The organism is Janthinobacterium longum, from assembly GCF_051380735.1.
Classification (GTDB): Bacteria; Pseudomonadota; Gammaproteobacteria; order Burkholderiales; family Burkholderiaceae_D; genus Janthinobacterium.
In genome coordinates this window covers 1,049,841-1,074,333 of the sequence record NZ_JBNYXQ010000001.1, presented here as the reverse complement: position 1 = coordinate 1,074,333, position 24,493 = coordinate 1,049,841, and the positions used below count along the sequence as shown (strand labels likewise).

Below are 24,493 nucleotides of genomic sequence, written 5' to 3'. Positions count from 1 at the left end.
CAGCTGAGGCGGGGTTGGTCGATACCTGGTTTCACTTGGCGGCGGCGGCCGGCATGGCGCTGCGCGGTTGCAGCAGGTAGCCGATGCCGCGCAGGGTGGTGATAGCGGCGGCGTCGGCCAGGCCGCCCTGTTCCAGTTTCTTGCGCACGCGGTGTATCAGCAGTTCGATCGCGTCCAGGTTGACGTCGTCGGCCAGCGCGAATACTTCATCGAACAGTTTTTCTTTCGAGACGGCCCGCCCCAGGCGCGAGATCAGCGCTTCGAGTACAGCGTGTTCGCGTGGCGTCAGGGCCATCGCCGTGCCGCCATAGCTGAACATGCGCGTGATGGTGTCGAAACTGAGTGCGCCGCAGGTATGCACCAGCGCCTCGTTGCCCTGGCTGCGGCGCAGCAGCGCCTTCACGCGCGCTTCGAGTTCGGCCAGCTCGAACGGCTTGGCCAGGTAATCGTCGGCGCCCAGGTTCAGGCCCTGCACTTTTTCATCGATGCCGCCGCGCGCCGTGAGTATCATGACGGGCGTTTTTGCGCGCGTGCCGCCGCGCGCGCGCAGCCGGCGCAGCACATCGAGGCCATCCATTTTCGGCAAGCTGAGGTCGAGCAGCACCAGCGCGTAATCCTGCGTATGCAGCAGGGCGTCGGCATCGGCGCCGTTATGGACTGTCTCCACCGTCAGGTGCGCGTCGCGCAGGGCTTTTGCCAGCCAGTGCGACAGCTCCAGATGGTCTTCCACTAATAGTATGCGCATGGTCTCCGCCATTCGTTGTCGTGGGTGCAGTGTAAGCGAGGCGCTGCTCCTTTTGGGCTGTTTTGGGTTGTTTTGGGTTGTTATGGGCCGCTTGTGGCTGGCCGGCGACATCTGCCTGGCTGAAAGCCAATTGAAAGGATGCAGCTCATATAGTGTGATCCTGATTCAGAAAACGAATCGGGCATATCACCAAAAAATATAACTAAAGGGAGATTCCTGTGAAGACTACCGCATTACCACTGGCCGCCCTGGCCTTGTTCTCTGTTGCCGGCGCCGCCCAGGCGCAGTCCAACGTGACCCTGTACGGTCGTCTCGACGCCGGCGTCAGCACCACCAGCAACGCCGGTCCGTCGAAAGACTCGGTCACGCAAGTGAGCTCGGGTGGCATGAATACTTCGCGCTGGGGCATTATCGGCAGCGAAGACCTCGGTGGCGGCCTGAAAGCCGTGTTCAACCTCGAAGGCGGCATCCTGGTCGATACCGGCGCGGCCGACGGCGCACTGTTCAAGCGCCAGGCCAATGTGGGCCTGGAAGGTGCGTTCGGCAAAGTGGTACTGGGCCGCTCGTTTACCACCGTGTACGACTTCGTGCTGCCCTACGATCCGATGGCTTATGCGCCGTTCTACTCCTGGGCCACGTCAGCCAATGCAAGCGGTCCCAGCAAATATGGCATGACCACCGCGTTCGACAACCTGGTCAAGTATTCGGGCAAGACCGGCGATCTGACTTATGGCGCTTCCTACGGATTCGGCGAACAGAGCAGCAGCACCTCGGACAGCGCCAAGCTGTCGACGGCCGTCAACTACAAGAGCGGCCCGGTCAGCGTGCTGGCCACTTATGAACGCATCAACGGCAATGCAATCACCGGCGGCGCGCGCGACAAGAACACGGTGCTGCACCTAGCTGCCATGTACGAAGAAGGTGCCTGGAAAGTGCAGGCTGCGGCGCGCGACTACAAGCTCGATCCGGCCGCCGCCAACCGCGCCGATGTGCGCGGCACCCTGTACTGGGGCGGCGTCAGCTACAAGACCACCCCGGTGATCACCCTGACCGGCGTGGTCTACTACCAGGACGTGAAAAACGTTGCCGCCAACCTGGACGCCGATCCAATCATGTACGTGGCGCGCGTGCGCTACGCCTTGTCCAAACGCACCGACCTGTATGTGGCTGGCGCCTACGCCAAGGCCAAGCATGGCCAGCTGGTCAGCCTGTCGCGTGACGACGCCGGTTTCGGCGACACGCAGCGTGGCCTGATCGCCGGCATCCAGCACCGCTTCTAAACCATGGCCATGCTGCGCACCGCGTTGTTGCTGCTGTCGTTGCTGCCTGCCTTTGCCGGCGCGGCGGCACCCGACGTCGAGTGCGTGGTGCCGTCCAAGCCGGGTGGCGCCATGGACCTGACCTGCAAGCTGGCCCGGCATGGCTTGCTGCAGAGCGCTGCGTCGGCGCCGTTCGCGTCTTCGGTGCGCATCAGCTATCTGCCGGGCGGCATCGGCGCAGTCGCCTGGCGTTCGATGGGTTCGCAGCGCCGGCGTGCCGAAGCGAACACGCTGGTGGCGTTTTCGGGCGGCTCGCTGCTGAACCTGGCGCAGGGCAAGTTCGGCAACGCCAAGGCGGGCGACGTACGCTGGGTGGCCGCGCTGGGCGCCGACTACGGCATGATCGCCGTGCGCAGCGATTCGCCCTATAAAACCCTGGCCGACCTGATCGCCGCGCTCAAGCGCCACCCTGACAAGGTACTGATCGGCGTGTCCGGCACCATCGGCAGCCAGGACTGGCTGAAGATGGCGCTGGTGGCGCGCCACGCCGGCATCGATCCGAAAGTGCTGCGCTTCGTGGCGCTGGAAGGCGGCGGCGAAGTCTTTACAGCGATGCAGGCCGGCTACGTGCAGGTAATGTCGGGCGATACCTCGGAAGCGACCTTGAACGCGGACGATAGTCAGGCGCGCGTGCTGGCAGTGCTGTCGGAAAAGCGCCTGCCCGGTGTGCTGGCCGGCGTGCCGACGGCGCGCGAGCAGGGCATCGACGTGGTGTGGCCGATCATCCGCGGCCTGTGGATGGGGCCGCAAGTGCCTGAGCAGGACTACCAGCGCTGGGTAACCACTTTTGAGCGCGCCATGGCCACGCCGCAGTTTGCCCAGTGGCGCGCGCAGGCCGGCATGTTTCCGTTCGCGCTGACGGGCGACAAATTGACACAGTATGTCAACCAGGCAGTCGAGCGCTACTCCAGGCAGGCCGCCGAACTGGGCCTGATGCGCTGACGCCATTGCAAGCAACCTTATAACAATCACAGACGGAGACAACCATGCAAACCAAGACCATACTCGCCATCGCCCTGGCCGCCGCTTTCGCCGGCGCCACTGGTGGCGCTTGCGCACAAGTGCCGGCCGGTTATCCGGCCGACTACCAGAAGATCATCGACGCGGCCAAGAAAGAGGGCAAGGTGGTGATCTACAGTGCCACCGACAGCAAGGCCGCCGCGCCGTTGATCAAGGATTTCAGCGCGCTGTATCCCGGCATTTCGGTCGAGTACAACGACATGAATTCCACCGAAGTGTACAACCGCTTCATTTCCGAAGTGGCTGCCGGCGGCAATACGGCCGACGTGATGTGGTCGTCGGCGATGGACTTGCAGATGCGCCTGGCCTCGGACGGCTACGCCCTGAAATACAAGTCGGTCGAAGCGGCCAAGATCCCCGGCTGGGCGATGTGGGACGACCAGGCTTACGGCACCACGTTCGAGCCGGCCGCCATCGTCTACAACAAGCGCTTGCTCGATCCGAAGGAAGTGCCGAAAAACCATGATGACTTCGCGAAGCTGATCACCACGCCGAAATTCAAGGACAAGGTCACCACCTACGATATCGAAAAATCGGGCGTGGGCTTCATGTTCATGTCGCAGGACGCCAAGCAGTATCCGCAGTTCCTGGCGCTGCAGAACGCGTTCGGTACCGCCAAGGTACGCGTACAGTCGTCGACCGGCACCATGATGGAGCGCATCTCGTCGGGCGAAAACCTGATCGGCTATAACGTGCTGGGTTCCTACGCCCTGGTACGCGCCAAGACCGATCCGTCGATCGGCGTGGTGCTGCCCAAGGATTACACCCTGATCCTGTCGCGCGTGCAGTTCATCAACAAGAACGCAAAGAACGTCAACGCCGGCAAGCTGTGGCTTGACTACATCCTGTCGCACCGTGGCCAGACCATCATCGCCAACGGCGCCAAGCTGTATGCGATCCGCGCTGATGTAACGGGCGAGACCACTTCGGCTGACCTGATCAAGGAAATCGGCGCCGCCAACGTCAAGCCGGTGCCGGTGCATCCGATCATCCTGCAATTTCTGGGACCGGCCAAGCGCATGGCATTCTTAAAGCAGTGGAAAGAAACAGCCGGCAAAAAGTAATGCCGTCCTGACCCTGCGCAGTTTCGCCTGCGCAGGGATGCCGCATCCCTCATTCATTGGATTCATCATGCAAACTGCCATTTTGCCGCTGCCTGCACGGTCGCGCTCTCCCTTGTCGCGCTTGAACTGGCCGCGCGGCGTGGTCGTGGCGATCACCCTGGTCGCCATTTTCCTGCCGCTGTTCCTGATTTTTTATCAAAGCTTCCTGTCCGCACCGTTCTTTATGCCGGTGCGCGAATTCGGCTTCGATTCCTACCGTTTCATCTTCGATGATCCCGATTTCTCGATGGCCTTCAAGAATGGCCTGATGCTGGCCTTCGGCCTGACCGTGATCGCCGTGCCGCTGGGCGGCATGCTGGCCTTCCTGATGGTGCGTACAGATCTGCCGGGCCGTGGCTGGGTCGCGCCGATGCTGCTGGTGCCGATCTTCGTGTCGCCGATGGTGATGGGTTTTGGCTACGTGGTGTCGATGGGGCCGGTGGGCTTTTACTCGATCTGGGCCAAGGAGCTGCTCGGCTTCGTGCCCTGGAATATCTATTCCTTCACCAGCATCGTCATTATCGCTGGCCTCACGCACGTGCCGCACGTGTACCTGTATGCTTCGTCGGCGCTGAAAAGCTTGGGTTCCGACGTCGAGGAAGCGGCCCGCGTGGCCGGCGCCTCGCCGGTGCAGGTGATGATGAATGTGTCGCTGCCGATGATCATGCCGGCGCTGGCGTATGCCGGCGTGCTGGTGTTCTTCCTCGGCTTCGAGGTGTTCGGCCTGGTGCTGGTGCTGGGCGACCCGGAAGGCCATCTGGTGCTGCCGACCTATCTGTACAAGCTGACCAATAAACTGGGCACGCCGTCCTACCACCTGATGGCTGCCGTCGCCGTCTGCCTGGTGATGGTGACCATGCCGCTGGTGATGATACAGCGCTGGTTGCTGAAATCGGCCAACAAATACGTGTCGATCAAGGGCAAGGGCGCGCGCAGCAAGGCGATGCCGCTGGGCCGCTGGAAGTGGCTGGCGTTTGCGCTGCTGGCTGGCTGGCTGATCTTCACCATCATCCTGCCGTTGACGGGCATCGTGCTGCGCTCGTTCGTGCAGTACTGGGGCGAGGGTGTGCACCTGGCCGACGTACTGACCCTGCAACACTTCCGCGACATTTTCGACCAGCCTTCGCTGGTGCGCGGCATCGTCAACACCATCCTGATCGGCGTGGTCGGCGGCGCGCTGGCGGTCGGCTGCTACAGCTTTATCGCGCTGGCCATGCACCGCAAGCAGGACGGCATCACCCGCCTGCTCGACTACAGCGTGCTGGTGCCACGCGCCGTGCCGGGCCTGCTGGCCGGCCTGTCGTTCCTGTGGGTATTCCTGTTCGTGCCGGCCTGGCTCGATGGCATGTTGAAGGGCATGGACAACGGCGTGGCCTTGTGGCTGAGCGGCCATGTAATCCCGGTGCTGCGCGAAGTGCGTTCGACCATCTTCGCCCTGTGGCTGGCGTATTCGGTGGTATGGATGGCCTACGGCATGCGTTTGATTTCCACCGCGCTGCTGCAGGTGGGGCCGGAGCTGGAAGAGGCGGCGCGCGCCGTTGGCGCCAGCCGTGGCCAGGTCACGCGCGACGTCACGCTGCCACTGATCAAATACGGTCTGCTGGGCGCCTGGCTGATGGTGTTCCTGATTTTCGAACGCGAATACTCGACCGGCGTCTACCTGCTCTCGCCCGGCACCGAAGTGATCGGCGCGATGCTGGTATCGCTGTGGGCCGGCGGCTCGACCGATCTGGTGGCGGCGTTGTCATTCATCAATATCACCCTGGTGGCCATTGGCCTGGGCATCGCGCTGCGCTTCGGCGTGAAGTTACATAACTGAGCTGCATAACTAAAAAAAGACTGAGACCTTATCATGAATGAACTGACCGTCAATGAATTGCACCTGGACTATGGCACGGGCGCATCCGCCAACCAGATCCTGAAAGGTGTTTCGATGCACCTGAAAAAAGGCGAAGTGGTCGCCTTGCTGGGGCCTTCGGGCAGCGGCAAGACCACCTTGCTGCGCGCTGTCGCCGGGCTGGAAAGCCCGAAGGCGGGCACCATCGACATCGGCGCGCGCAATGTGTACGACGGCGCGAAACACTTCGAGATGCCGGCCGAACAGCGCAACCTGGGCCTGGTGTTCCAGTCGTACGCGCTGTGGCCGCACAAGACCGTGTTCGACAACGTCGCTTATGGCCTGAAACTGCGCAAGATGGGCACCTCCGATATTGCCGAACGCGTCAAGGAAGTGCTGACGCAGCTGGGCCTGGGCCACCTGGGCGAGCGCTATCCGCATCAATTGTCCGGTGGCCAGCAGCAGCGCGTGGCGATTGCCAGGGCGCTGGTGTACAACCCGCCGGTGATCCTGCTCGACGAACCGCTGTCGAACCTGGACGCCAAGCTGCGCGAGGAAGCACGCGCCTTTCTGCGCGAACTGATCGTGCGCCTGGGCCTGTCGGCGCTGATGGTGACGCACGACCAGGGCGAGGCGATGGCCATTTCCGACCGTATTTTGCTGCTCAATAACGGCAAGATCGAGCAGCAGGGCACGCCGCAAAGCATGTATGAAACGCCGGACACCCTGTTTACGGCCGAATTCATGGGCAGCAACAACCGTCTGCCGGGCAAGGTGCTGCAGCGCGAAGGCAACCGGGTCAGCCTGCAGATCGACGGTGCACCGCTGCAGGGCGTGGCGCGCGGCGTCAATACCGGCCTTGACGTGACCACCATGATCAGGGTAGAGGAAGTCAAGGTCAGCGCGACCCAGGTCGAGAACGCGATCGAGTTGCCGCTGCTGACCTGCATGTACCTGGGCGACCGCTGGGAGTGCCTGTTCGAGCGCGGCGGCATCGACAACCTCAGCCTGCGCGCCTATTCGCGCCATAAACTCGACGCCGGTAAATACTGGCTGCATATGCCGGTCGACAAGCTCTGGGTGTTTTAAGCAGGTACGGGGCGGCCGTCAGTCGCCCCGTACCACGATCTCCTGCGCCTGCGGTTCGCGCTGGCGCATGAAGCGCACGATGGAGTCGACGCTGACGACGTCGATCTGGCGCGTCATGCGGCGCGCGAACGGGTGGTCGTCAAAGGCGATATTGGCGCGGAACATGCGCCCGCCCAGGCGGGTGGCCGCGGGAATGCTCAGCGTTTGCGGCACATAGCTCGCGCTTTGCAGCCAGCCCTGCGCCTCGGCGCGTGTTTCGATCTTGCCCGGCTCGTTACTGGCGGCAGCCAGGGTTTCCAGCACCCACTGGTTCGAATTCTGGTATTTGGTGGAAAACGGATAGGCCAGCATATTGTAGTGAGCCTCATGCAGGCGCTTGGGCGTGTTCGACGCCAGCAGGCGTGCCAGTTGCTGCTGCGTTTCCTGGCTGGGGATCAGGATCAGCGCTTCATACATGAATACATCATCCATGAAAAAATTGCCGAGTCCCTCGTTGTACAGCGACGATTGCGCCGTGCCGCATTCGTTCAGCTCATGCACCACCAGCCAGCGTCCCTGCGGATGGTCGCGCCAGGCCAGCGCCATGTGCGAATAGCGCAACTTGTATTTTGACAGGTCCTGGCCCGCGCGCGCCACCAGCGCCACCTGCGCGCCCGAGGCGTCGAGCGCCTGCATGGTCTTTTGCGCCAGCGCCATCGATTTGACGACGGTGTTCGCTTCGGTCGGTTTTTCTTCGCACGAGCGCCCCGCATGGGCGGCGCCGGCCAGCAGCAGGCTCAAAACAAGGGCGGTCAGCTGTTTCATGGCTTATGCCTTCGAGTGATACAGCAGCGACTTGCCCAGTTCGTTCGGAATAAAGGCGATGGCCTTGCCCGACGCCACCAGCACGTGGCCGGTAGACACCGCCACCACGCTCACCACAGTGCCGACGGCCAGCGACAAGCCTTGCGCCGCCTGGCTACTGAGCTGTATCGATGCACTGCCAGCGTCCGACGCGCCTTTGAGCACGATGACCACGCCTTCGCCTACCGCTTCCAGGCTGGCGATCATCACCTGGCCCGAGGCCACCAGCATCGACATGGAGCCGGCCACTACCACGGCGGAACCCTGGCTCAGGTTTTGCGATCCGCGTGACAGGTTTTCGGAGGCCGCGGCCTGCGCCATCGATGGCAGTGCAGCGGACAAGCTCAGCACAAGGTACAGTGGCAACAAACGTGTGGTCAGCTTCATGGTGTTTCTCCTTCAGAGTGGCCGAATTGGCATGACCATCATTGTCGATGGCGTGAGGCAGGTCAATGTAAATGCTACTCGTAGTGGCCGCCCATACTGCGGGTATCACTTTTTGATACTATGTTGCTCTTTATCAAGCCCAGGATGATTATGCAGCAGACCCATGCCCTGATCGAAGCCCTCAAGCGCCTGCTCAAGGCGCGCTCGGTGACTTACGCGGAACTGGCACGGCGCATCAATGTGTCCGAGGCCAGCGTCAAGCGCATGTTTTCGCTCAAACAATTTACCTTGCAGCGCGTGGAGCAGATCCTGGTGGCCATCGACAGCGATTTCCAGCAGCTGGCGCTAGCCGTGCAGGCTGCCCAGGCTGCGCCCACCCTGATCACGGGGCTGACCTATGCGCAGGAAAAGGAAATCATCGAAGACACCAGGCTGTTCATCGTTGCCGTTTCGGCCTTGAACTTGCTGTCGCTGGAACAGATCCTCGCCATCTACGACATCAGCGAAGCGCAGGCCGTCAGTTGCCTGCTGCGCCTGGACAAGATCGGTTTTTTGGAACTGTTGCCGAACAACCGGGTCAAGCTGCTGGTGGCGCGTACCTTTGCCTGGATACCGAACGGCCCCATCCATGCCTATTTCAAGCAGGAAGCCTACGACGACTACCTGAACTCGCAGTTCGATGGCGACAGCGAACTGCTGCGCCTGGTGAATGTGATGCTGTCGAAAAAATCCACTGCAGCGCTGCTGGAGCGGCTGCAGCAGGTGGCGGTGGAGTTCTCGCGCCAGCACCAGGAAGACGCGCGCCTGCCGGTTGAAGAACGCCGCGCCATCAGCTTCATGCTGGCGGCGCGGCCGTGGATGCCGCAAACGTTCAAGGCGCTGCTGCGCCAGTAGCAGTTACTGCGGCGGCTGCTCCTGCTTCATCTGCGACAGCAGTCGCCAGGCAAAGAAGCCCAGCACGCCCACGCCCAGCAGCAGTGCGGCCCACAGCGCCGCCAGGCGCCACGGCAGGCCCTGGTCCGCTGCAGCGGTGTTTTCGGCTGCGACGCCGGCACGCGCCGTCAGTGCACCCACGGTTGCAATCGGCAGCGCCTGCAATTCTCCAGCGCGGTAGCCGGGCGCCACTTGTGATAGCGGCTGCGCCACAGGCTGGGCGTCGGCCTTGCCGAACACCAGGCGATAGGGTCCCTTGCCGCCGGCCAGGAACACCAGCGTTTCAGGTGTCCAGCCCAGGCGCAGGGAAGGCGGCTGGGCCGGCAACGCCGTGCCATCTGTCTGCGGGCGCAATATCCATTGCGTGGTCTGCACCACCGGCATCGCCAGTTCTCCTGAAACGCGTTCCTTGCCGGCGTCGCTGATGCGGTAAAAACTGGTGCTCAACAAGGGGTCGAAATAGTCGCCTTGTGCGGGGCGCGCCTGGCGGTGCAGATGCAGCCGGCGCTGCGGCACATAGTTGCTTTGGCGATAGACACCGAGGGTCACCGGCAGCACCACATTCGCTTGCGCAAATTGCAGTGCGATGCTGTCGGCGGGAATCGCAATCGGCGTGGCGTAACGCCATTCGTTGGCCTGCTTGCCGGCCACGCCTTGCAGCACAATGGACGCGCGCGGCAGCACCGCCTCGGTTTCGCTGACGGCCTGCGCTGCGATGGCGGCAAACACCAGCGGCTGGCCGTCCTGCCAGCTCAGGCGCGCATAGCGGAAGGCGCGTGGCGCAAAGACGATGCTGTCGTTGGCCAGCGTCTGCGTGTCACTGTTGCTGAGCCAGTTCAAGGTCGTGGTGCCTACCCCATCCCATTGCTTCAGGTCATCGCTCACTTCCAGCAACACCTGGGCGCTGTAATCACCGGCATTGGCGGGCGGCGTAAAGCGCAACGCGCCGATGCGGCTGCCTGGCGCTTGCTGGCCGATATCGAGGATCAGCGCTTGCAGGGTCTTGCCTGCCGCGCCAGTGCCGGTACCAGTTCCAGCACCGGCACTGGCGCTGACCGACAACAGCTGGCCGTCGCTGCCAGTGCGGATTTCCACATTTTGCAAGCCGCCGCCGCTCGCCGTGCTGCCGGTTACCGGGAAGATGCGTGCGGCGATGTTGCTGCGCTGCGTGTTTGACTGCGCCGGTGGCGTGCTGATGGCGAACGGCAGGCGCTGGCCGTCGCGGTCGACCAGGCGCACGTCGGCCAGGTTGCCGGTGCGCGCGTGCAGGTAGACTTCCCTGGGCAGCGGCAAGCGGGCCACGCCGGCACCGGCCGGCACGCTTACCGGCATGCTCCAGCCGTAGCCGGACGGATGGTCCGGCGTGGTTTGCGCCAGCGCCGTGCCGCAGGCCAGTGTCGCGCATAGCAGCAAGTTCAGTTTCATGCACCCTCCGCTTTCGTTTCAATTACGGTCTCTGCCTTGGGAAACGGCGCCAGGTAAGCAATCAAGAGCATCAGCAGGCCCACGCCCACGAACGACACGATGCGGGCGATACTGCCCGAGTTCGACAAGTCGACCAGGAACAGTTTGCCCACCACCAGCACCAGCAGCGCCGCGCCCAGGCTCCATTGCTGGCGCCGCTGGTGCTGCGCCGCATGGCGCATCAGCAGCAGGGCGGTAATGCTCCATACCAGCGACAGCATGGCTTGCACGAACTGCGAGGCCATCAGGTCGTCGAATTCGTACGGCACGCCCATGTAGTTCGATACTGTACGCAGCAGCATCAGGTTGAACCAGCCGTAGACAAGACAGGCGGCCACCAGCGGCGCGCGCGGCTTGAATTGATCCAGCCATGGCGTTTGGCTTGATTGCAGCAGCCGCCAAGCCGCGATACCCAGCAGTATCGCCAGGCCGCTGCTGATATCGAGCGGATTGAGCAAAGGCAGATAGGGCAGGGGCGCCATCGCGCCGTTGTCGATCAGGTTCCAGGTGGCGATCAGCAGCAGCGGCCACGCTGCCCCCAGCGGTATCAGATAGTGCTGGTACCAGCTTGCAATCGGCGCCACCGGCCAGCCACCGGCACGGCAGCGGCGGATCAGCCAGGCCAGTACCAGCATCATGGCCCAGGCCGGCAGATAACGCGACCAGGCAGGGCTGACGTCGTCGCCCTGGCCAGCCAGCCATGCGTCCAGATAAATCGCGCCTAGCGGCCACAGCATCAACCATGGCGCAGCCGTGCGCACCGTATGCAGCAAGCGCAGCATGCGCAGCTCGAACTGCCAGCCGGCGCGCGACCAGGTGCGCAGCATGTATTCGCCGGTGACCAGCGCGAAGGCCAGCGCCAGCCAGGACAGGCCGGTTGGCACGTAGTCCCGCAGGTACAAGGCCAGCAGCATATTGACGCTCCACAGGCCCAGGCCGATCCAGGCGGCGATCGTGAACCAGCGCAATTGCAGCCAGGCCAGGCGGCGCGCCAGCAGTGCAAACAATGGCGTGCCGACGACTGCTGCAATCAGATACAGCGCCATGAAGTGCTCGAAAAGGTGATCTTGCAAGGGGCCGTTGTGATCGATCAGGCGCAACAGAACCCCGCAAAGCGGATACAAAACGCCGACGAACCACAGCACGCCGCTCCATTGCAGCAGCGGCAGCGCGGTCCATGCCAGCTTCGGATCAGCTTGCACGCGTGCCTGGCGCTGGACAAACCATGCACTGGCCAAGGCTGCCGCCGCCAGCAGCAGCGCGCTGAAAAAGGTGCTGTGGAACAGGTAATACGGGGCAAAACTCCATTTCAACCCCATGTGCAGCAACAAGGCGGCGCCGGCCAGCAGTTGTACCAGCAGCATCAGCAGACGTGGCGCCGTCCATTGCAGGCGCTGCCCCAGCCAGAACAGGCCGCCAGCAACGGCCAGCGCGCTGACGGTCAGCAGGTTCAGTTGCTTCAAGCTGTCGGTGCGCAGCAGAATCTCCGTCCACAGGCCGCCGAGCAGCCAGGCAGTGGCGCCAGTGATAAACACCACCGACAGGCCCTGCATCAGCGCCGGCGACAGCCTGGCGTGCACGACGCCTTGCTGGCGGCGGAAGTTGATCGCCATCAGCAGCGCGGCGGCGGCCAGCAGCAGGAAGCCCAGCCACAGATTCGACTGCAGCGCCGTTGCCGTATCCATATCGGCCAGTATGTCCAGGAAAGACAGCCAGGCGCCGGCCTGTACCAGCAGACCGAAAGCCCAGGCCAGCGGCTGGCGCTGGCGCAGGCCGACCCAGACGATGCCGGCGCCTTCCAGCGCCCAGGCGGCCGAAGTCCAGCGGCCATCGAGCGCAAACGGTATTGCCAGGGTGCCGAACACGATGCCGAGCGCCAGGAAGGCTTCGGCCAGCAATTTGAAGTGGCCGCTGTGGCGGCGCCACAGCGCCAGCGCCAGGCCGGTATAGAACAGGCCGCCCGCCAGCGAGGAAAACGCCAGGCCGAAATGCAGGTCCTTGACCAGGCCGTACTGCAAGCCCATGGCCGCCAGCGGCGTGCCGAACACCAGCGTGCCGTCCACATAGTGTTTCAGGCGCGGCGCCTGGCGCGCGCAATAGGCGATCGCGATACCGACATAGAACAGCACGAACAGGATCAGGAACAGCTGCGTGGACAGATAGTGTTCAGGTGTGTAGCGCAGCACGCCCCAGGCGGTGGCGACGGCAAAGGTAAAGCCAAAGCTCAGCACATTCAGCACGCGCCAGGCACGTTTCAGGGCAATGGCAAACACACCCGCGTTGAGCAGCGCGTAGTAGCTGAACAGGCCAATATGGCTGCCGCCGCCGGTCGACACCAGGACCGGCACGGCAAAGCCGCCGACGATGCCGAACACGGCCAGCCAGACGGCGTTTTGCAGCACCGCCAGCAAACAGGTGAACGCCGTCAGCACGAACAGCAAAACGAAGGCCAGGGTGGCAGGCATCAGTTCGTACAGGCGGAAGGCGCCAAAGGTCACCAGCATCAATATCGCCAATGCCGTGCCCTGCAGTGGCAGGCTGATGCCGGGCCGGGTCAGGCGGATGCGCCAGGCCCAGGCCAGCAGGGCGATGTCGGCCAGCGCGATGCCGGCCAGGCGCAGCTCGATCGGCACCGTCACTTGCGCCGCCACGTATTTGAGCAGGAAGCTGACGCCCAGGAACAGGATCAGCAAACCAAGCTTGGCGACCAGGTTGCCGGTCAACAGCCAGGTCTTGGCCTTGGCAAACAGCTCGTTGCCGGTAGAGTCCCTGGCAGGAGTATTGCCACGCGAGACCCAGACCGGCGTGTTGGCTGGCGCTGGCGGGAGGGGTGGAAGGGGCGGGGCAGCCTTGACGGGCGGCACAGGTGGCGTGGCAGGCGGTGCGCTCTGGCGTTCACGCTTGGCTAGCGAAATGGTTACCGCCGGTGGCACAAACTCGGGCGCCGAAGCTGGCACAGGCGCGGGCACGGGTATCGGCACAGGTATCGGTACAGGCACTGGCGGCGCGGGCTCCACCCGGGCTTGCGTCCTGGCCCCCATCGTGGCTTCGGCGCTGGCGCGTGGCACCGTAGGTCCGAGATCGAGCACTTTCAGGCGCTCCTGGATACTGTCGACTTCGCGGCGCAAGCGCGCGGTGGCGGCTTCGAGGTCCGCCACTTTGCGGCGGCTTTTCAGCGCGAAGACAAAGGCGGTAATCAACAAGCCCAGCAATACCAGCGGTGTCAATACAAACATAGGTCGGCTTTCCTGGCAGAACAGGGTGCAACAGGAAGTCGCTCCCGATAATATGCGCACCTTACCTTATTATTAAGAAAAAGGGTGTTCTTATAGCCATGTGGCAATTTTCAGAAGAAGTTGCCAGCATGTAATTTCTCAGGGGTACCGGTATTGATTAGAAGCAATAGCACGACATTCAGATTGTCGTGCGCAAGATAGTGCTGTATTTTAGCAATTCGTTCACTTCCCATTCCCACGCCATGAGTCAGAGCAGCCAGTTTTCCTTATTGTCGCAGCGTCGTTTCGGGCCGTTTTTCTGGACCCAGTTCTTTGGCGCCTTCAACGACAATCTGTTCAAGACGGCGCTGATGGTGATACTGGCCTACGATGCCCTGAGCTGGACCACGCTCGATCCGTCCACCATCACCAATCTGATCCCCGGCCTGTTTATCCTGCCCTACGTGGTGTTTTCGGCCACCGCCGGCCAGTTGGCCGACAAATTCGAAAAGGCCGGCCTGGCGCGTTTCGTGAAATGGATGGAGCTGGCCATCATGGCCGTCGCCGCTGCCGGCTGGATGACGCATACGCTGTGGCTGCTGATGGCGGCCGTGGTCGGCATGGGCATCCATTCGACCCTGTTCGGTCCCGTCAAGTATGCCTATTTGCCGCAGCAACTGAAACCCGAGGAACTGGTCGGCGGCAATGGCCTGATCGAAATGGGTACTTTTGTCGGCATCCTGCTCGGCGAGATATTGGGCGCGGTGCTGATCGTGCACAAGCCGCTGGGGGTGGAACTGGTGGTTGGCGCGACCATCGTGGTGTCGGTCTTCGGCCTGATCTCCAGCTATCGCGTGCCGCGCACGCCGGCGCCCGAACCGGACCTGAAGGTCAGCATCAATTTCGTGGCCGAATCGTTTCGCAACCTGAATTTTTCGCGCAAGAACCGCCCCGTCTTCCTGGCCATGCTGGGCAACTCCTGGTTCTGGTTTTATGGCGCGCTGATCCTGGCGCAGTTCCCTGTCTACGCCAAGGATTTCCTGCATGGCGACCATGGCGTGTTCGTGCTGCTGCTGACGGTGTTTTCGGTCGGCATCGGCACCGGTTCGCTGCTGTGCGAAAAATTGTCCGGTCACAAGGTCGAGATCGGCCTGGTGCCGTTCGGCTCGATCGGCCTGTCGCTGTTCGGCATCGATCTGTACTTTGCCAGCAATGCCTACGCGAATACGCAAATCGTCGATGCGCTGGCCTTTGTCAGCCAGGCCGGCGTGCCGCGCATCCTGTTCGATATCGTCATGATAGGCGTGTTCGGCGGCTTTTTCATCGTGCCGCTGTTCGCGCTGATCCAGACGCGCTGCGACCCGAAACATATTTCACGCACGATCGCCGGCATGAATATCCTCAATGCCCTGTTCATGGTGGCGGCGGCCGGCGTGGCCATCGTGCTGCTGGGACAAGGCTTTACCATCCCGCAACTGTTCCTCGTCACCGCCATCCTGAACGCGCTGGTGGCGGCGTATATCTTCTCGCTGGTGCCTGAATTCCTGATGCGCTTCCTGGCCTGGATATTGATCCAGACCGTGCACCGCGTGAAAGTGGTCGATGGCGAGCGCATTCCCGCCGAGGGTGCGGCCGTGCTGGTGTGCAACCACGTCAGCTATGTGGACGCCATCGTCATCGTCGCGGCCAGCCCGCGCCCTATCCGTTTCGTGATGGATCATAAAATATTCAAAATGCCGCTGATGGGCTGGTTATTTCGCACCGCCAAGGCGATTCCGATCGCCTCTGCCAAGGACGATCCTTTCCTGATGGAGCGCGCCTTTGTCGATATCGCCCAGGCACTGCACGAAGGCGACCTGGTGTGCATCTTCCCGGAAGGCAAGCTCACTCGCACGGGACAGATCAATGAATTCAAGGGCGGTGTGTCGAAAATTGTGGCGCGCAGCAAGGTGCCAGTGATCCCGCTGGCGCTGCGCGGCCTGTGGGGCCATCTGCTCAGTCACCGCAACGGCCACCTGTTCGAGCGCGCCTTCAAGGCAGGCCTGCGTTCGCGCCTGTCGCTGGCCGTCGGCATGCCGGTGGCGCCAGAGGACGCGACGCCGGAGCTGTTGCAGCAAAAAGTCCAGGACTTGCGCGGCAAGTGGAAATAATCCCGATTCAGGATTGAACCCAACGGCAGGCCAGTTCTCCGTTGGGGTGACGCACAATGCGGTGATCATCCTGACCAGCATCGCCGCACCGGTTGAAACCACCCCTGCCATCTCTGGCGACACGCTCGCCGCCCAACAGATACCGCACTGCAGCATATGATTCTGATGCTGGCGAGCGCAAAGCGCTTGAGCCTGCTACATTATGTGCTCAGCATCATCTTCTCGCCCATTGCTATTGTTACCTGATTGGCAATTGAATTCACAGAAAAGTTTCCGTACATTAATTGTAAATCTGCTTGACGATTTTAGAATGATCGTTCATTCTTTGATCTGCGTTAATAAATTACCTCATTTCTAACGACACTAAGCCCGCTTCTTTTTCAGAAAGTCCAAGATGCAACCAACATTTTCCCTGACGTCGCCGCGTACGAGCGGCGCTATTGCCGTTCTGTGCGCCACTGTAATCATGGCCGGCTGCAGTAAAAAACAGGCAGCGCCTCCGCCGCAGCAAGCGCCGCAGGTTGTCGTGTTTACTGTTAATCCGGCCGCGTTGCCGATGGTGGCCGAGTTGTCCGGCCGGACCAATGCATATCAAGTGGCCGATGTGCGCCCGCAAGTGGGCGGTATTATCCAGAAGCGCCTGTTTGTCGAAGGCGCCGATGTGAAAGCCGGCACGCCTTTGTACCAGATCGATTCGGCCAGCTACCGTGCATCCTACAATTCGGCCAAGGCCGCATTGACCAAGGCCAAGGCCAACCTGCTGACTTCCGGTCCGAAAGTCGCGCGCTACAAGGAATTGGTTGCCATCGAAGGCGTCAGCCGCCAGGAATACGACGATGCCGTCGCTACCTACGAGCAGGCCAAGGCCGACGTGGAAGCGGCCACCGCAGCGCTGGAATCGGCCAATATCAATGTGCGCTACACCACCGTGACGGCGCCGATCAGCGGCCGCACCAGCCGCTCGACCGTGACCGCCGGCGCACTGGTCACTGCAGGCCAGGCCGACGCGCTGACCACCGTGCAGCAACTCGATCCTATCTATGTCGACGTGACCCAGTCGAGCACCGACCTGCTGCGCCTGAAGCGCCAGCTGGCCGATGGCAGCCTGAAGAAAGCCAGCGATGGCCAGGCCAAGGTCAACCTTATCCTGCCAGATGGCAGCAAGTACAGCGAATCGGGCAAGCTGCAGTTTTCCGGTGTGAGCGTTGAGCCAACCACCGGCAACGTGGTGTTGCGCGCGCTGTTCCCGAACCCGAAAGGCGAGCTGCTGCCAGGCATGTTCGTGCGTACCCAGTTGGAAACGGGTATCGATGACAAAGCCATCACCGTGCCGCAAGTGGGCATCTCGCGTAACCAGAAGGGCGAAGCTACCGCCATGATCCTGAACAAGGAAAACAAGGTTGAACAGCGTGTCATCACCACCAACGGCACCTCGGGCACCAACTGGATCGTGACGTCTGGCCTGGCCGCCGGCGATCGCGTGATCGTGGAAGGCTTGCAGAAAATCAAGCCGGGTGCGCCTGCCGTTGCCGTGCCTGCCGCTGCGCCTGCCGCCGCCGGTGGCGCAGCAGCCGCCCCTGGTGCAGCACCAGCCGCGTCAGCACCAGCCGCCAGCGCCCAATAATTCAGGAGAATATTAATGGCCCGTTTTTTCATTGACCGCCCGATTTTTGCCTGGGTGGTCGCGATCGTCATCATGCTTGCCGGCGTGATTTCGATCCTCAGCCTGCCGATTGCGCAGTATCCAAGCATCGCTCCGCCGTCGATTTCGATCAGCGGTTCCTACCCTGGCGCCTCGGCCAAAACGGTGGAAGACGCCGTGACCCAGGTCATCGAACAGAAGATGAAGGGCATCGATGGCTTGCGCTACATGTCTTCGTCGAGCGATTCGACCGGCGGCATCAGCATCACGCTGACCTTCACCAACGGCACCAATCCCGACATCGCCCAGGTGCAGGTACAGAACAAGCTGCAGCTGGCCACGCCACTGCTGCCGTCCGCTGTCACGCAACAGGGCCTGGTGGTGGCCAAGGCTACCAAGAACTTTATGATCGTGTTCGGTTTCATTTCCGAAGACGGCAAGATGAACCAGACCGACTTGAGCGATTACGTGGCCGCCAACGTGGTCGATCCGCTGAGCCGCGTACCCGGTGTCGGTGACGTCACTCTGTTCGGTTCGCAATATGCCATGCGCATCTGGCTCGATCCGGCCAAGCTGCAAAGCTTCCAGCTGACCCCGGCAGATGTCATCACCTCGATCCAGGCGCAGAACGCCGAAGTGTCGGCCGGTGAACTGGGCGGCGCGCCAGCCGTTGCTGGCCAGCAGCTGAACGCCACCGTCTCGGCGCAAAGCCGCCTGCAGACCGCCGAACAGTTCGGCGCGATCCTGCTGAAAACCACCACCAGCGGTGCGCAAGTACTGTTGAAAGACGTCGCCCGCATGGAGCTGGGCCGCGAGAACTACAACACGGTGGCACGCTACAACGGCAATGCCGCAACCGGTATCGCCATCAAGCTGGCCACCGGCGCCAACGCGCTCGATACCGCTACCGCCGTCAAGGCGATGGTGGAAAAACTGGGCAAGCAATTCCCGGCCGGCATGAAGGCCGTGGTAGCGTTTGACACCACGCCATTCGTCAAGCTGTCGATCGAAGAAGTGGTGAAAACCCTGGTTGAAGCGGTGATCCTGGTATTCCTGGTGATGTATTTGTTCCTGCAGAACTTCCGCGCCACCCTGATCCCGACCATGGCCGTACCGGTGGTGCTGCTTGGTACCTTTGGTATCCTGAACGCCTTTGGCTACTCGATCAATACCCTGACCATGTTCGCGATGGTGCTGGCGATCGGCTTGCTGGTCGATGACGCCATCGTGGTGGTGGAAAACGTCGAGCGGGTGATGAGCGAAGAGGGCTTGTCGCCGCTGGAAGCGACGCGCAAGTCGATGACGCAGATTACCGGCGCGCTGGTGGGTATCGCCATGGTGCTGTCGGCCGTGTTCGTGCCGATGGCTTTCTTTTCCGGTTCGACCGGTGTGATTTATCGCCAGTTCTCGATCACGATTGTGTCGTCGATGGTGCTGTCGGTGATCGTCGCAATGGTATTTACGCCGGCGCTGTGCGCCACCATCCTGAAACCGATTGAAAAAGGCCATCACGCCACCAACAAGGGTTTCTTCGGCTGGTTCAATCGCGGCTTCGATCGCAGCAGCGATAAATATCAAGGCTTCGTGGGCACCATGATCACGCACCGCCTGCCTTCGATGCTGATGTACGCCGTGCTGCTGGTAGCGCTGGTGCTGGTGTTCATGCGCCTGCCAACGTCGTTCCTGCCGGAAGAAGATCAGGGCATTCTGTTTACCCAGATCCAGCTGCCGACGGGCGCCACGCAAGAGCGCACGCTCGGTGTCATCAAGCAGGTCGAGAAGCATTTCATGGAAAACGAAAAAGGCAATGTCGCGTCCGTGTTTGCGGTGGCCGGCTTCAGCTTCGGCGGCAACGGCCAGAACACCGGTATTGCCTTCGTGCGCCTGAAAGACTGGTCCGAACGCAAGGCCGGCGACGCCAAGGCTTCCGCCGTTGCAGGCCGTGCCATGGGTGCGCTGCTGCAACTGAAGGATGCGATGGTGTTTACGTTTGCACCACCGGCCGTGCTGGAACTGGGTAACGCCACCGGTTTCGACATGCAGCTGCAAGATAATGCTGGCTTGGGACACGACGCCCTGATGGCGGCGCGTAACCAGCTGCTGGGCATGGCCGCACAAAATCCGGTCATGGTCGGCGTGCGTCCGAACGGCCAGGAAGATACGCCGCAGTACAAGATCGACATCGACCAGCAGAAAGCCACATCGCTGGGCCTGAAGATCGACGAGATCAACCGCGTGCTGAGCGTCGGCTGGGGTAGTGCCTATGTGAATGACTTCATCGACCGCGGTCGCGTCAAGAAGGTCTATATGCAGGGCGAAGCCAGCTCGCGCATGGTGCCGGAAGACCTGAACAAGTGGTACGTACGCAATACCGCCGGCGAAATGGTGCCGTTCTCGGCTTTTGCCACCGGCAAGTGGATCTATGCCTCGCCACGCCTGGAACGTTACAACGGCTTGCCGTCGGTAGAAATTCTCGGCACGCCGGCGCCTGGTCAAAGTACCGGTGCTGCCATGAATGCGATGGAAGAAATGGTCGCCAAACTGCCAGCCGGCATCAGCCTTTCCTGGACCGGTACTTCGCTCGAAGAGCGCGAGTCCGGTTCGCAAACGCCGCAGCTGTACGCCATTTCGCTGCTGATCGTGTTCCTGTGCCTGGCCGCGCTGTATGAAAGCTGGTCGATTCCGTTCTCGGTGCTGCTGGTCGTGCCTTTGGGCGTGATGGGCACCGTGCTCGGTACCTGGCTGTTCGGTTTGTCGAATGACGTGTACTTCCAGGTGGGCTTGCTGACCGTGGTGGGCTTGTCGGCGAAGAATGCGATTCTGATCGTCGAGTTTGCCAAGGAAATGCAGGAATCGGGTATGTCGCTGCTGGACGCGACCTTGCACGCAGTGCGCCTGCGTCTGCGTCCTATCCTGATGACCTCGATCGCTTTCGGCCTGGGCGTGCTGCCACTGGCCATTTCCAGCGGCGCCGGTTCGGGCAGCCAGAACGCCATCGGTATCGGCGTGCTGGGCGGGATGCTGTCGGCCACCTTCCTCGGTATTTTCTTCGTGCCGGTGTTCTTCGTGCTGGTGCGCGGCTTCTTCTCGAAGTCCGACGACAAGACCACGCCAAGCACGCCAGCTTCGCCTGGTGCGCCAGCCGTCACGCTTTCCAAGGATGCACATTAATATGAAAAAAACGCTACTTTCCATGGCGGCGCTGGCCTTGCTGGCCGGCTGCAGCCTGGCTCCGACCTACGAACGTCCGGCGGCGCCGTCCCCAGGCGCCTGGCCGACCGGCCCGTCGTACAAGGCCGATGCGCCCGCCGGCGCCACGGCGGTGTCCGACCTCGCCTGGCGCGAGTTCTTTGCCGACGCGCGCCTGCGCCAGGTCATCGAGCTGGCGCTGGCCAACAACCGTGACCTGCGCGTATCGATCCTGAACATCGAAAAAGCGCGCGCCACCTACGGCATCGAGCGCGCTGCACTGATTCCGAGCCTGTCGGCTTCGGGTGGCCAGACGGCCACGCGTATTCCGAAAAACCAGAGCCCGAACGGCGAAGCATCGATTACGCGCCAGTACACGGCCAACCTGGGTATCTCGGCGTATGAACTGGACTTCTTCGGCCGCGTGCGCAGCCTGTCCGACAGCGCGCTGGAGCTATACCTGGGCACCGAAGAAGCCCGCCGCGCCCAGCAGATCACGCTGGTGTCCGACGTGGCCAGCAGCTACCTGAACCTGGTAGCCGACCAGCAGCGCCTGAGCGTGGCGCAGGAAACCCTGCGCAGCCAGCAGGCCAGCTACAGCCTGGCCGAGCGCCGTTTCAGTGCCGGCGCTACCTCAGGCCTGGACAAGTACGATGCCCAGACCAGTGTCGAGCTGGCCCGTTCCGACGTCGCCGTCTACACCAGCCAGGTCGCGCTGGACCAGAACGCTTTGGCGCTGCTGGTCGGCAGCAGCGTGCCAGCCGAACTGTTGCCGCAAGGCGAATTCGGCGCGGTGACATCGCTGTCCGACATTCCCGCCGGCGTGCCGTCGGACGTGCTGCAACGCCGCCCGGACGTGCTGGTGGCCGAGCGCACCCTGCGCTCTGCCAACGCCAATATCGGCGCGGCGCGCGCGGCCTTTTTCCCGCGCATTTCGCTGACGGCGACGGCGGGTTCGGTCAGCAGCAATCTGTCCGACCTGTTCAAGTCGGGCAGCGGCAGCTGGAGTTTCATTCCGCAGATCAGCCTGCCGATTTTCGATGGTGGCGTGAACCGCGCCAACCTCGATATCGCCAAGGTCAATCGTGAAATCTCGGTGGCGCAGTACGAAAAGGCAATCCAGGTCGCCTTCCGTGAAGTGTCCGATGCACTGGCCCAGCGCGGCACCATCGACGAGCGTTTGCAGTCGCAGGAAGCGCTGGTCGATGCCTCGACCAGGAGCTATGCGATCCAGGATGCGCGCTACAAGCAGGGCGCCGAGACCTACCTGAACGCCCTGATCGCGCAGCGTGCGCTGTACTCGGCGCAGCAGAGCCTGATCACGGCGCGCCTGGCCAAATCGACCAACCTGGTAACCTTGTACAAGGTGCTGGGCGGCGGTTGGCAACCTGAGCAAACAGCCGTCGCAGCGGCTGGCGCAGCCCGGTAATCAAGGGCACGCCGACGCTGGTCCTGTCTGCAAGGGCAGGGCCGGCGCGCGACTGGAAAAGACATGAACCAAGTTGAAAAAAAGCATCCTGACCCCGAGCGTGCCAATACGCGGCGCCGGCAAGTGCTCGATGCAGCCGAAAGCTGCTTCAGCCGCCGCGGTTTTCACGGCGCCAGCATGGCCGAGATTTCCAAGGCCGCAGGCATGAGTGCAGGCCATATCTACAATTATTTCGACAGCAAGGACGCCATCATTGCGGCCTTTGTCGAGCAGAACATGGAACGCGTGTCGGACATGATGCGCGACCTGGCGCAGCAGGACGATCCGCTGCAGGCCCTGATCGACCTCGCCGGCGAGCGCGTGCTTGAAGGTATGGATCCGAAAGTGTGGATGATGCCGCTGGAGATTCATTCAGAGGCCTCGCGCAATCCGCCGATCGCCGCCAAGCTGCAGTGCGCCGATCGCCGCTCGCGCAAGCTGTTCGTGTCCATCGTCAGGGACGCCCGCATCAAGCGCGGCCTGCCTGCCGATGAAGACATGCTGGACGGCCGTATCGATACCATTATCGCCATGTTCCAGGGCTTGCCGGTGCGCGTGCTGCACAAACCCGACGTCAAGATCGATCCACTGGTGGCCGGTTTTCGCGTGGCGCTGACAGCACTGCTGCTGGGAGAATGAACGCCGTTGCCTGGTGTTCTGACATGCAATATTTATCCTGCTGAAAGCATGGTAAAAACCCAAAAGCGTCTGCTATAATCTTCACCTTGTCGGGGCGTAGCGCAGCCTGGTAGCGTACGTGCATGGGGTGCACGGGGTCGGAGGTTCGAATCCTCTCGCCCCGACCAAAAGAATCAATGACTTGGGCCAATCTTCGGATTGGCCTTTTTCATTTTTAGCCGCCTTGGTAAGAAATTTGGCAAGAGAAAATCGATATACCGCGATGGCCTGGGTTAGACGGCGATAGCAGTAGGTCATTCCTTCGATCCGCCAATCGCCAGGCTGTCTCCGGCGCCTGTGGGGATCCCATCGAGGCGCTTAGTGCACGCGCGCCATCAATCTGAGGCTGTTGCCAGGTCTTGATTCCGTCAGCACTCCAAGCCATCGAATTGCTTACGATCGGACACTGGTTGGGGAAAATTCCTGCTTAACGGCGTTATAGATCGAGGCCCTGCATGCGCTTTTTGTACCCGCACAATGCAAAAAAATCTGAATGCATTTTTGGGATCGGGCGCAGTACAAAAGAAAAAGCCCTGACGTTCAGGGCTTTTAGTTCAGGAGTATAGTTGGTCAATTGAAACAAGATGTGGGGGGGCAGCACGGTGTATTGGTTGCGAGAAGCTGTTTTCGCGGCAATAGGGCTGGGAGTGCTAGTCATCGGTATTTGCCTCTCTGATACTGCTTTGCGTCAACAACTACTGGGCAAGCGAAAGACTGCAAAGCTACGTAGCAGCTTACAGTCGGTGGCGTCAGCCATCAATGTGGCTGTTTCTACGCAGTCCAATGACGGAACATATGGCCTCTACTACATCTTTCCCGGTGGAGGCACTGTGTCTCTCGTCATCAGCGATGCCGGATTCAATTACTTTTCGCCACTGCCGGGTGTCGTGTCAGATACTGAAGGCTTATTATTGTTGCTGGCCGCAGTTGAGCGTGAATACCGAAAGGAAATGGCTGCTGCGAGCTAGGCCGAATTGCAGCAGCATCGGGTAGTTGACTTTATGCCTAGGTCTAGGTAGGGCAGGGACAACCTTTGCTTCCAGTTCTGCCAGCGCGTACTCACTGGACTGGCACACCGTGTCCACCGGCGACCATGACCATGGCAGGCGCGATCCATGCGACGCGATCGGCAACAGGCCGCCGCTTGCCACTGATCTGCTGGCACGGCGCAGCACCTTGATCCGGTCGAAGTGGACCGGGGAGTGCAGGAAAGTGGCGCACACCAGATCGTATTGTCCGTCCGGAAAGGCGTCGCCAAGATCGCAGCGCAGGAACGATATCTGGCCAGCCCCGCCGGCCGTGCTGGCACTGGCGCGCGCGATATCGAGCGCTGTCGGTGAAATGTCGGCACCGGTGACCTGCCATCCCATGTAATATCTAATGTAGCATGACTTTGGCTGCTTGGTCAAAG

At 61.7% G+C, this 24,493-nt stretch carries 18 protein-coding genes and 1 tRNA gene; 12 read left to right on the top strand and 7 right to left on the bottom strand.

The window, feature by feature from the left end; all coding sequences use genetic code 11:
• Positions 1-31: 31 nt before the first annotated feature.
• The gene (locus tag ACQ4WM_RS04915) at positions 32-745 is read right to left on the bottom strand and encodes a response regulator (RefSeq protein ID WP_436545563.1); all 714 of its coding nucleotides are present in this window, start codon (positions 743-745) and stop codon (positions 32-34) included.
• Between the two features lie 218 nt (positions 746-963).
• Here ACQ4WM_RS04915 and ACQ4WM_RS04910 point away from each other — a divergent pair, with 218 nt between their 5' ends.
• The 5 genes from ACQ4WM_RS04910 to ACQ4WM_RS04890 all read left to right on the top strand — a co-directional run bounded on the left by ACQ4WM_RS04910 (position 964) and on the right by ACQ4WM_RS04890 (position 7,113).
• Complete coding sequence (locus ACQ4WM_RS04910) at positions 964-2,025, top strand: porin (protein WP_436545562.1); 1,062 nt, start codon at positions 964-966, stop codon at positions 2,023-2,025.
• Positions 2,026-2,034: 9 nt separating this feature from the next.
• Positions 2,035-3,006 (top strand): Bug family tripartite tricarboxylate transporter substrate binding protein, encoded by a 972-nt coding sequence (locus tag ACQ4WM_RS04905; RefSeq protein ID WP_436545561.1) that lies wholly within the window; start codon positions 2,035-2,037, stop codon positions 3,004-3,006.
• A gap of 44 nt (positions 3,007-3,050) precedes the next feature.
• Positions 3,051-4,148, top strand: a complete 1,098-nt coding sequence (locus tag ACQ4WM_RS04900; RefSeq protein WP_436545560.1) for an ABC transporter substrate-binding protein — start codon at positions 3,051-3,053, stop codon at positions 4,146-4,148.
• Positions 4,149-4,215: 67 nt separating this feature from the next.
• A complete protein-coding gene (locus ACQ4WM_RS04895; RefSeq protein ID WP_436545559.1) occupies positions 4,216-6,006 on the top strand; it encodes an ABC transporter permease in 1,791 nt (596 codons plus the stop codon).
• A gap of 33 nt (positions 6,007-6,039) precedes the next feature.
• On the top strand, positions 6,040-7,113 hold the full coding sequence (locus tag ACQ4WM_RS04890; protein WP_436545558.1) for an ABC transporter ATP-binding protein: 1,074 nt from the start codon (positions 6,040-6,042) through the stop codon (positions 7,111-7,113).
• Between the two features lie 18 nt (positions 7,114-7,131).
• Here ACQ4WM_RS04890 and ACQ4WM_RS04885 read toward each other — a convergent pair whose 3' ends face one another.
• On the bottom strand, positions 7,132-7,917 hold the full coding sequence (locus ACQ4WM_RS04885) for a DUF2145 domain-containing protein (protein WP_436545557.1): 786 nt from the start codon (positions 7,915-7,917) through the stop codon (positions 7,132-7,134).
• Between the two features lie 3 nt (positions 7,918-7,920).
• Complete coding sequence (locus tag ACQ4WM_RS04880) at positions 7,921-8,343, bottom strand: hypothetical protein (protein ID WP_436545556.1); 423 nt, start codon at positions 8,341-8,343, stop codon at positions 7,921-7,923.
• Positions 8,344-8,493: 150 nt separating this feature from the next.
• Between ACQ4WM_RS04880 and ACQ4WM_RS04875 the strand changes: the two genes are divergently transcribed.
• Positions 8,494-9,237 (top strand): helix-turn-helix domain-containing protein, encoded by a 744-nt coding sequence (locus ACQ4WM_RS04875; protein WP_436545555.1) that lies wholly within the window; start codon positions 8,494-8,496, stop codon positions 9,235-9,237.
• Between the two features lie 3 nt (positions 9,238-9,240).
• Here ACQ4WM_RS04875 and ACQ4WM_RS04870 read toward each other — a convergent pair whose 3' ends face one another.
• A complete protein-coding gene (locus tag ACQ4WM_RS04870; protein WP_436545554.1) occupies positions 9,241-10,701 on the bottom strand; it encodes a DUF3999 family protein in 1,461 nt (486 codons plus the stop codon).
• Entirely contained in the window at positions 10,698-13,976 is a 3,279-nt protein-coding gene (locus tag ACQ4WM_RS04865; RefSeq protein WP_436545553.1) for a DUF2339 domain-containing protein, read from the bottom strand. Before ACQ4WM_RS04865 ends, ACQ4WM_RS04870 begins: the two co-directional genes overlap by 4 nt.
• A 242-nt stretch (positions 13,977-14,218) precedes the next feature.
• Here ACQ4WM_RS04865 and ACQ4WM_RS04860 point away from each other — a divergent pair, with 242 nt between their 5' ends.
• From ACQ4WM_RS04860 to ACQ4WM_RS04835, 6 genes are all read left to right on the top strand, one after another.
• A complete protein-coding gene (locus ACQ4WM_RS04860; RefSeq protein ID WP_436545552.1) occupies positions 14,219-16,105 on the top strand; it encodes an MFS transporter in 1,887 nt (628 codons plus the stop codon).
• A 394-nt stretch (positions 16,106-16,499) separates the two neighbouring features.
• Positions 16,500-17,729, top strand: coding sequence for an efflux RND transporter periplasmic adaptor subunit (locus ACQ4WM_RS04855; RefSeq protein WP_436545551.1), 1,230 nt, complete (start codon positions 16,500-16,502; stop codon positions 17,727-17,729).
• Positions 17,730-17,744: 15 nt separating this feature from the next.
• The gene (locus tag ACQ4WM_RS04850) at positions 17,745-20,918 is read left to right on the top strand and encodes an efflux RND transporter permease subunit (RefSeq protein WP_436545550.1); all 3,174 of its coding nucleotides are present in this window, start codon (positions 17,745-17,747) and stop codon (positions 20,916-20,918) included.
• A gap of 1 nt (position 20,919) precedes the next feature.
• Positions 20,920-22,365, top strand: coding sequence for an efflux transporter outer membrane subunit (locus ACQ4WM_RS04845; protein ID WP_436545549.1), 1,446 nt, complete (start codon positions 20,920-20,922; stop codon positions 22,363-22,365).
• Positions 22,366-22,428: 63 nt separating this feature from the next.
• Positions 22,429-23,043: a TetR/AcrR family transcriptional regulator gene (locus ACQ4WM_RS04840; RefSeq protein WP_436545548.1), complete on the top strand. Its 615-nt coding sequence runs from the start codon at positions 22,429-22,431 to the stop codon at positions 23,041-23,043.
• Positions 23,044-23,133: 90 nt separating this feature from the next.
• A tRNA-Pro gene (locus tag ACQ4WM_RS04835) sits at positions 23,134-23,210 on the top strand.
• A 308-nt stretch (positions 23,211-23,518) separates the two neighbouring features.
• On the opposite strand, the gene ACQ4WM_RS04830 is transcribed toward ACQ4WM_RS04835, so the two are convergent.
• Positions 23,519-23,740, bottom strand: coding sequence for a hypothetical protein (locus tag ACQ4WM_RS04830; RefSeq protein WP_436545547.1), 222 nt, complete (start codon positions 23,738-23,740; stop codon positions 23,519-23,521).
• Between the two features lie 250 nt (positions 23,741-23,990).
• Positions 23,991-24,452, bottom strand: coding sequence for a class I SAM-dependent methyltransferase (locus ACQ4WM_RS04825; protein WP_436545546.1), 462 nt, complete (start codon positions 24,450-24,452; stop codon positions 23,991-23,993).
• Positions 24,453-24,493 lie beyond the last annotated feature (41 nt).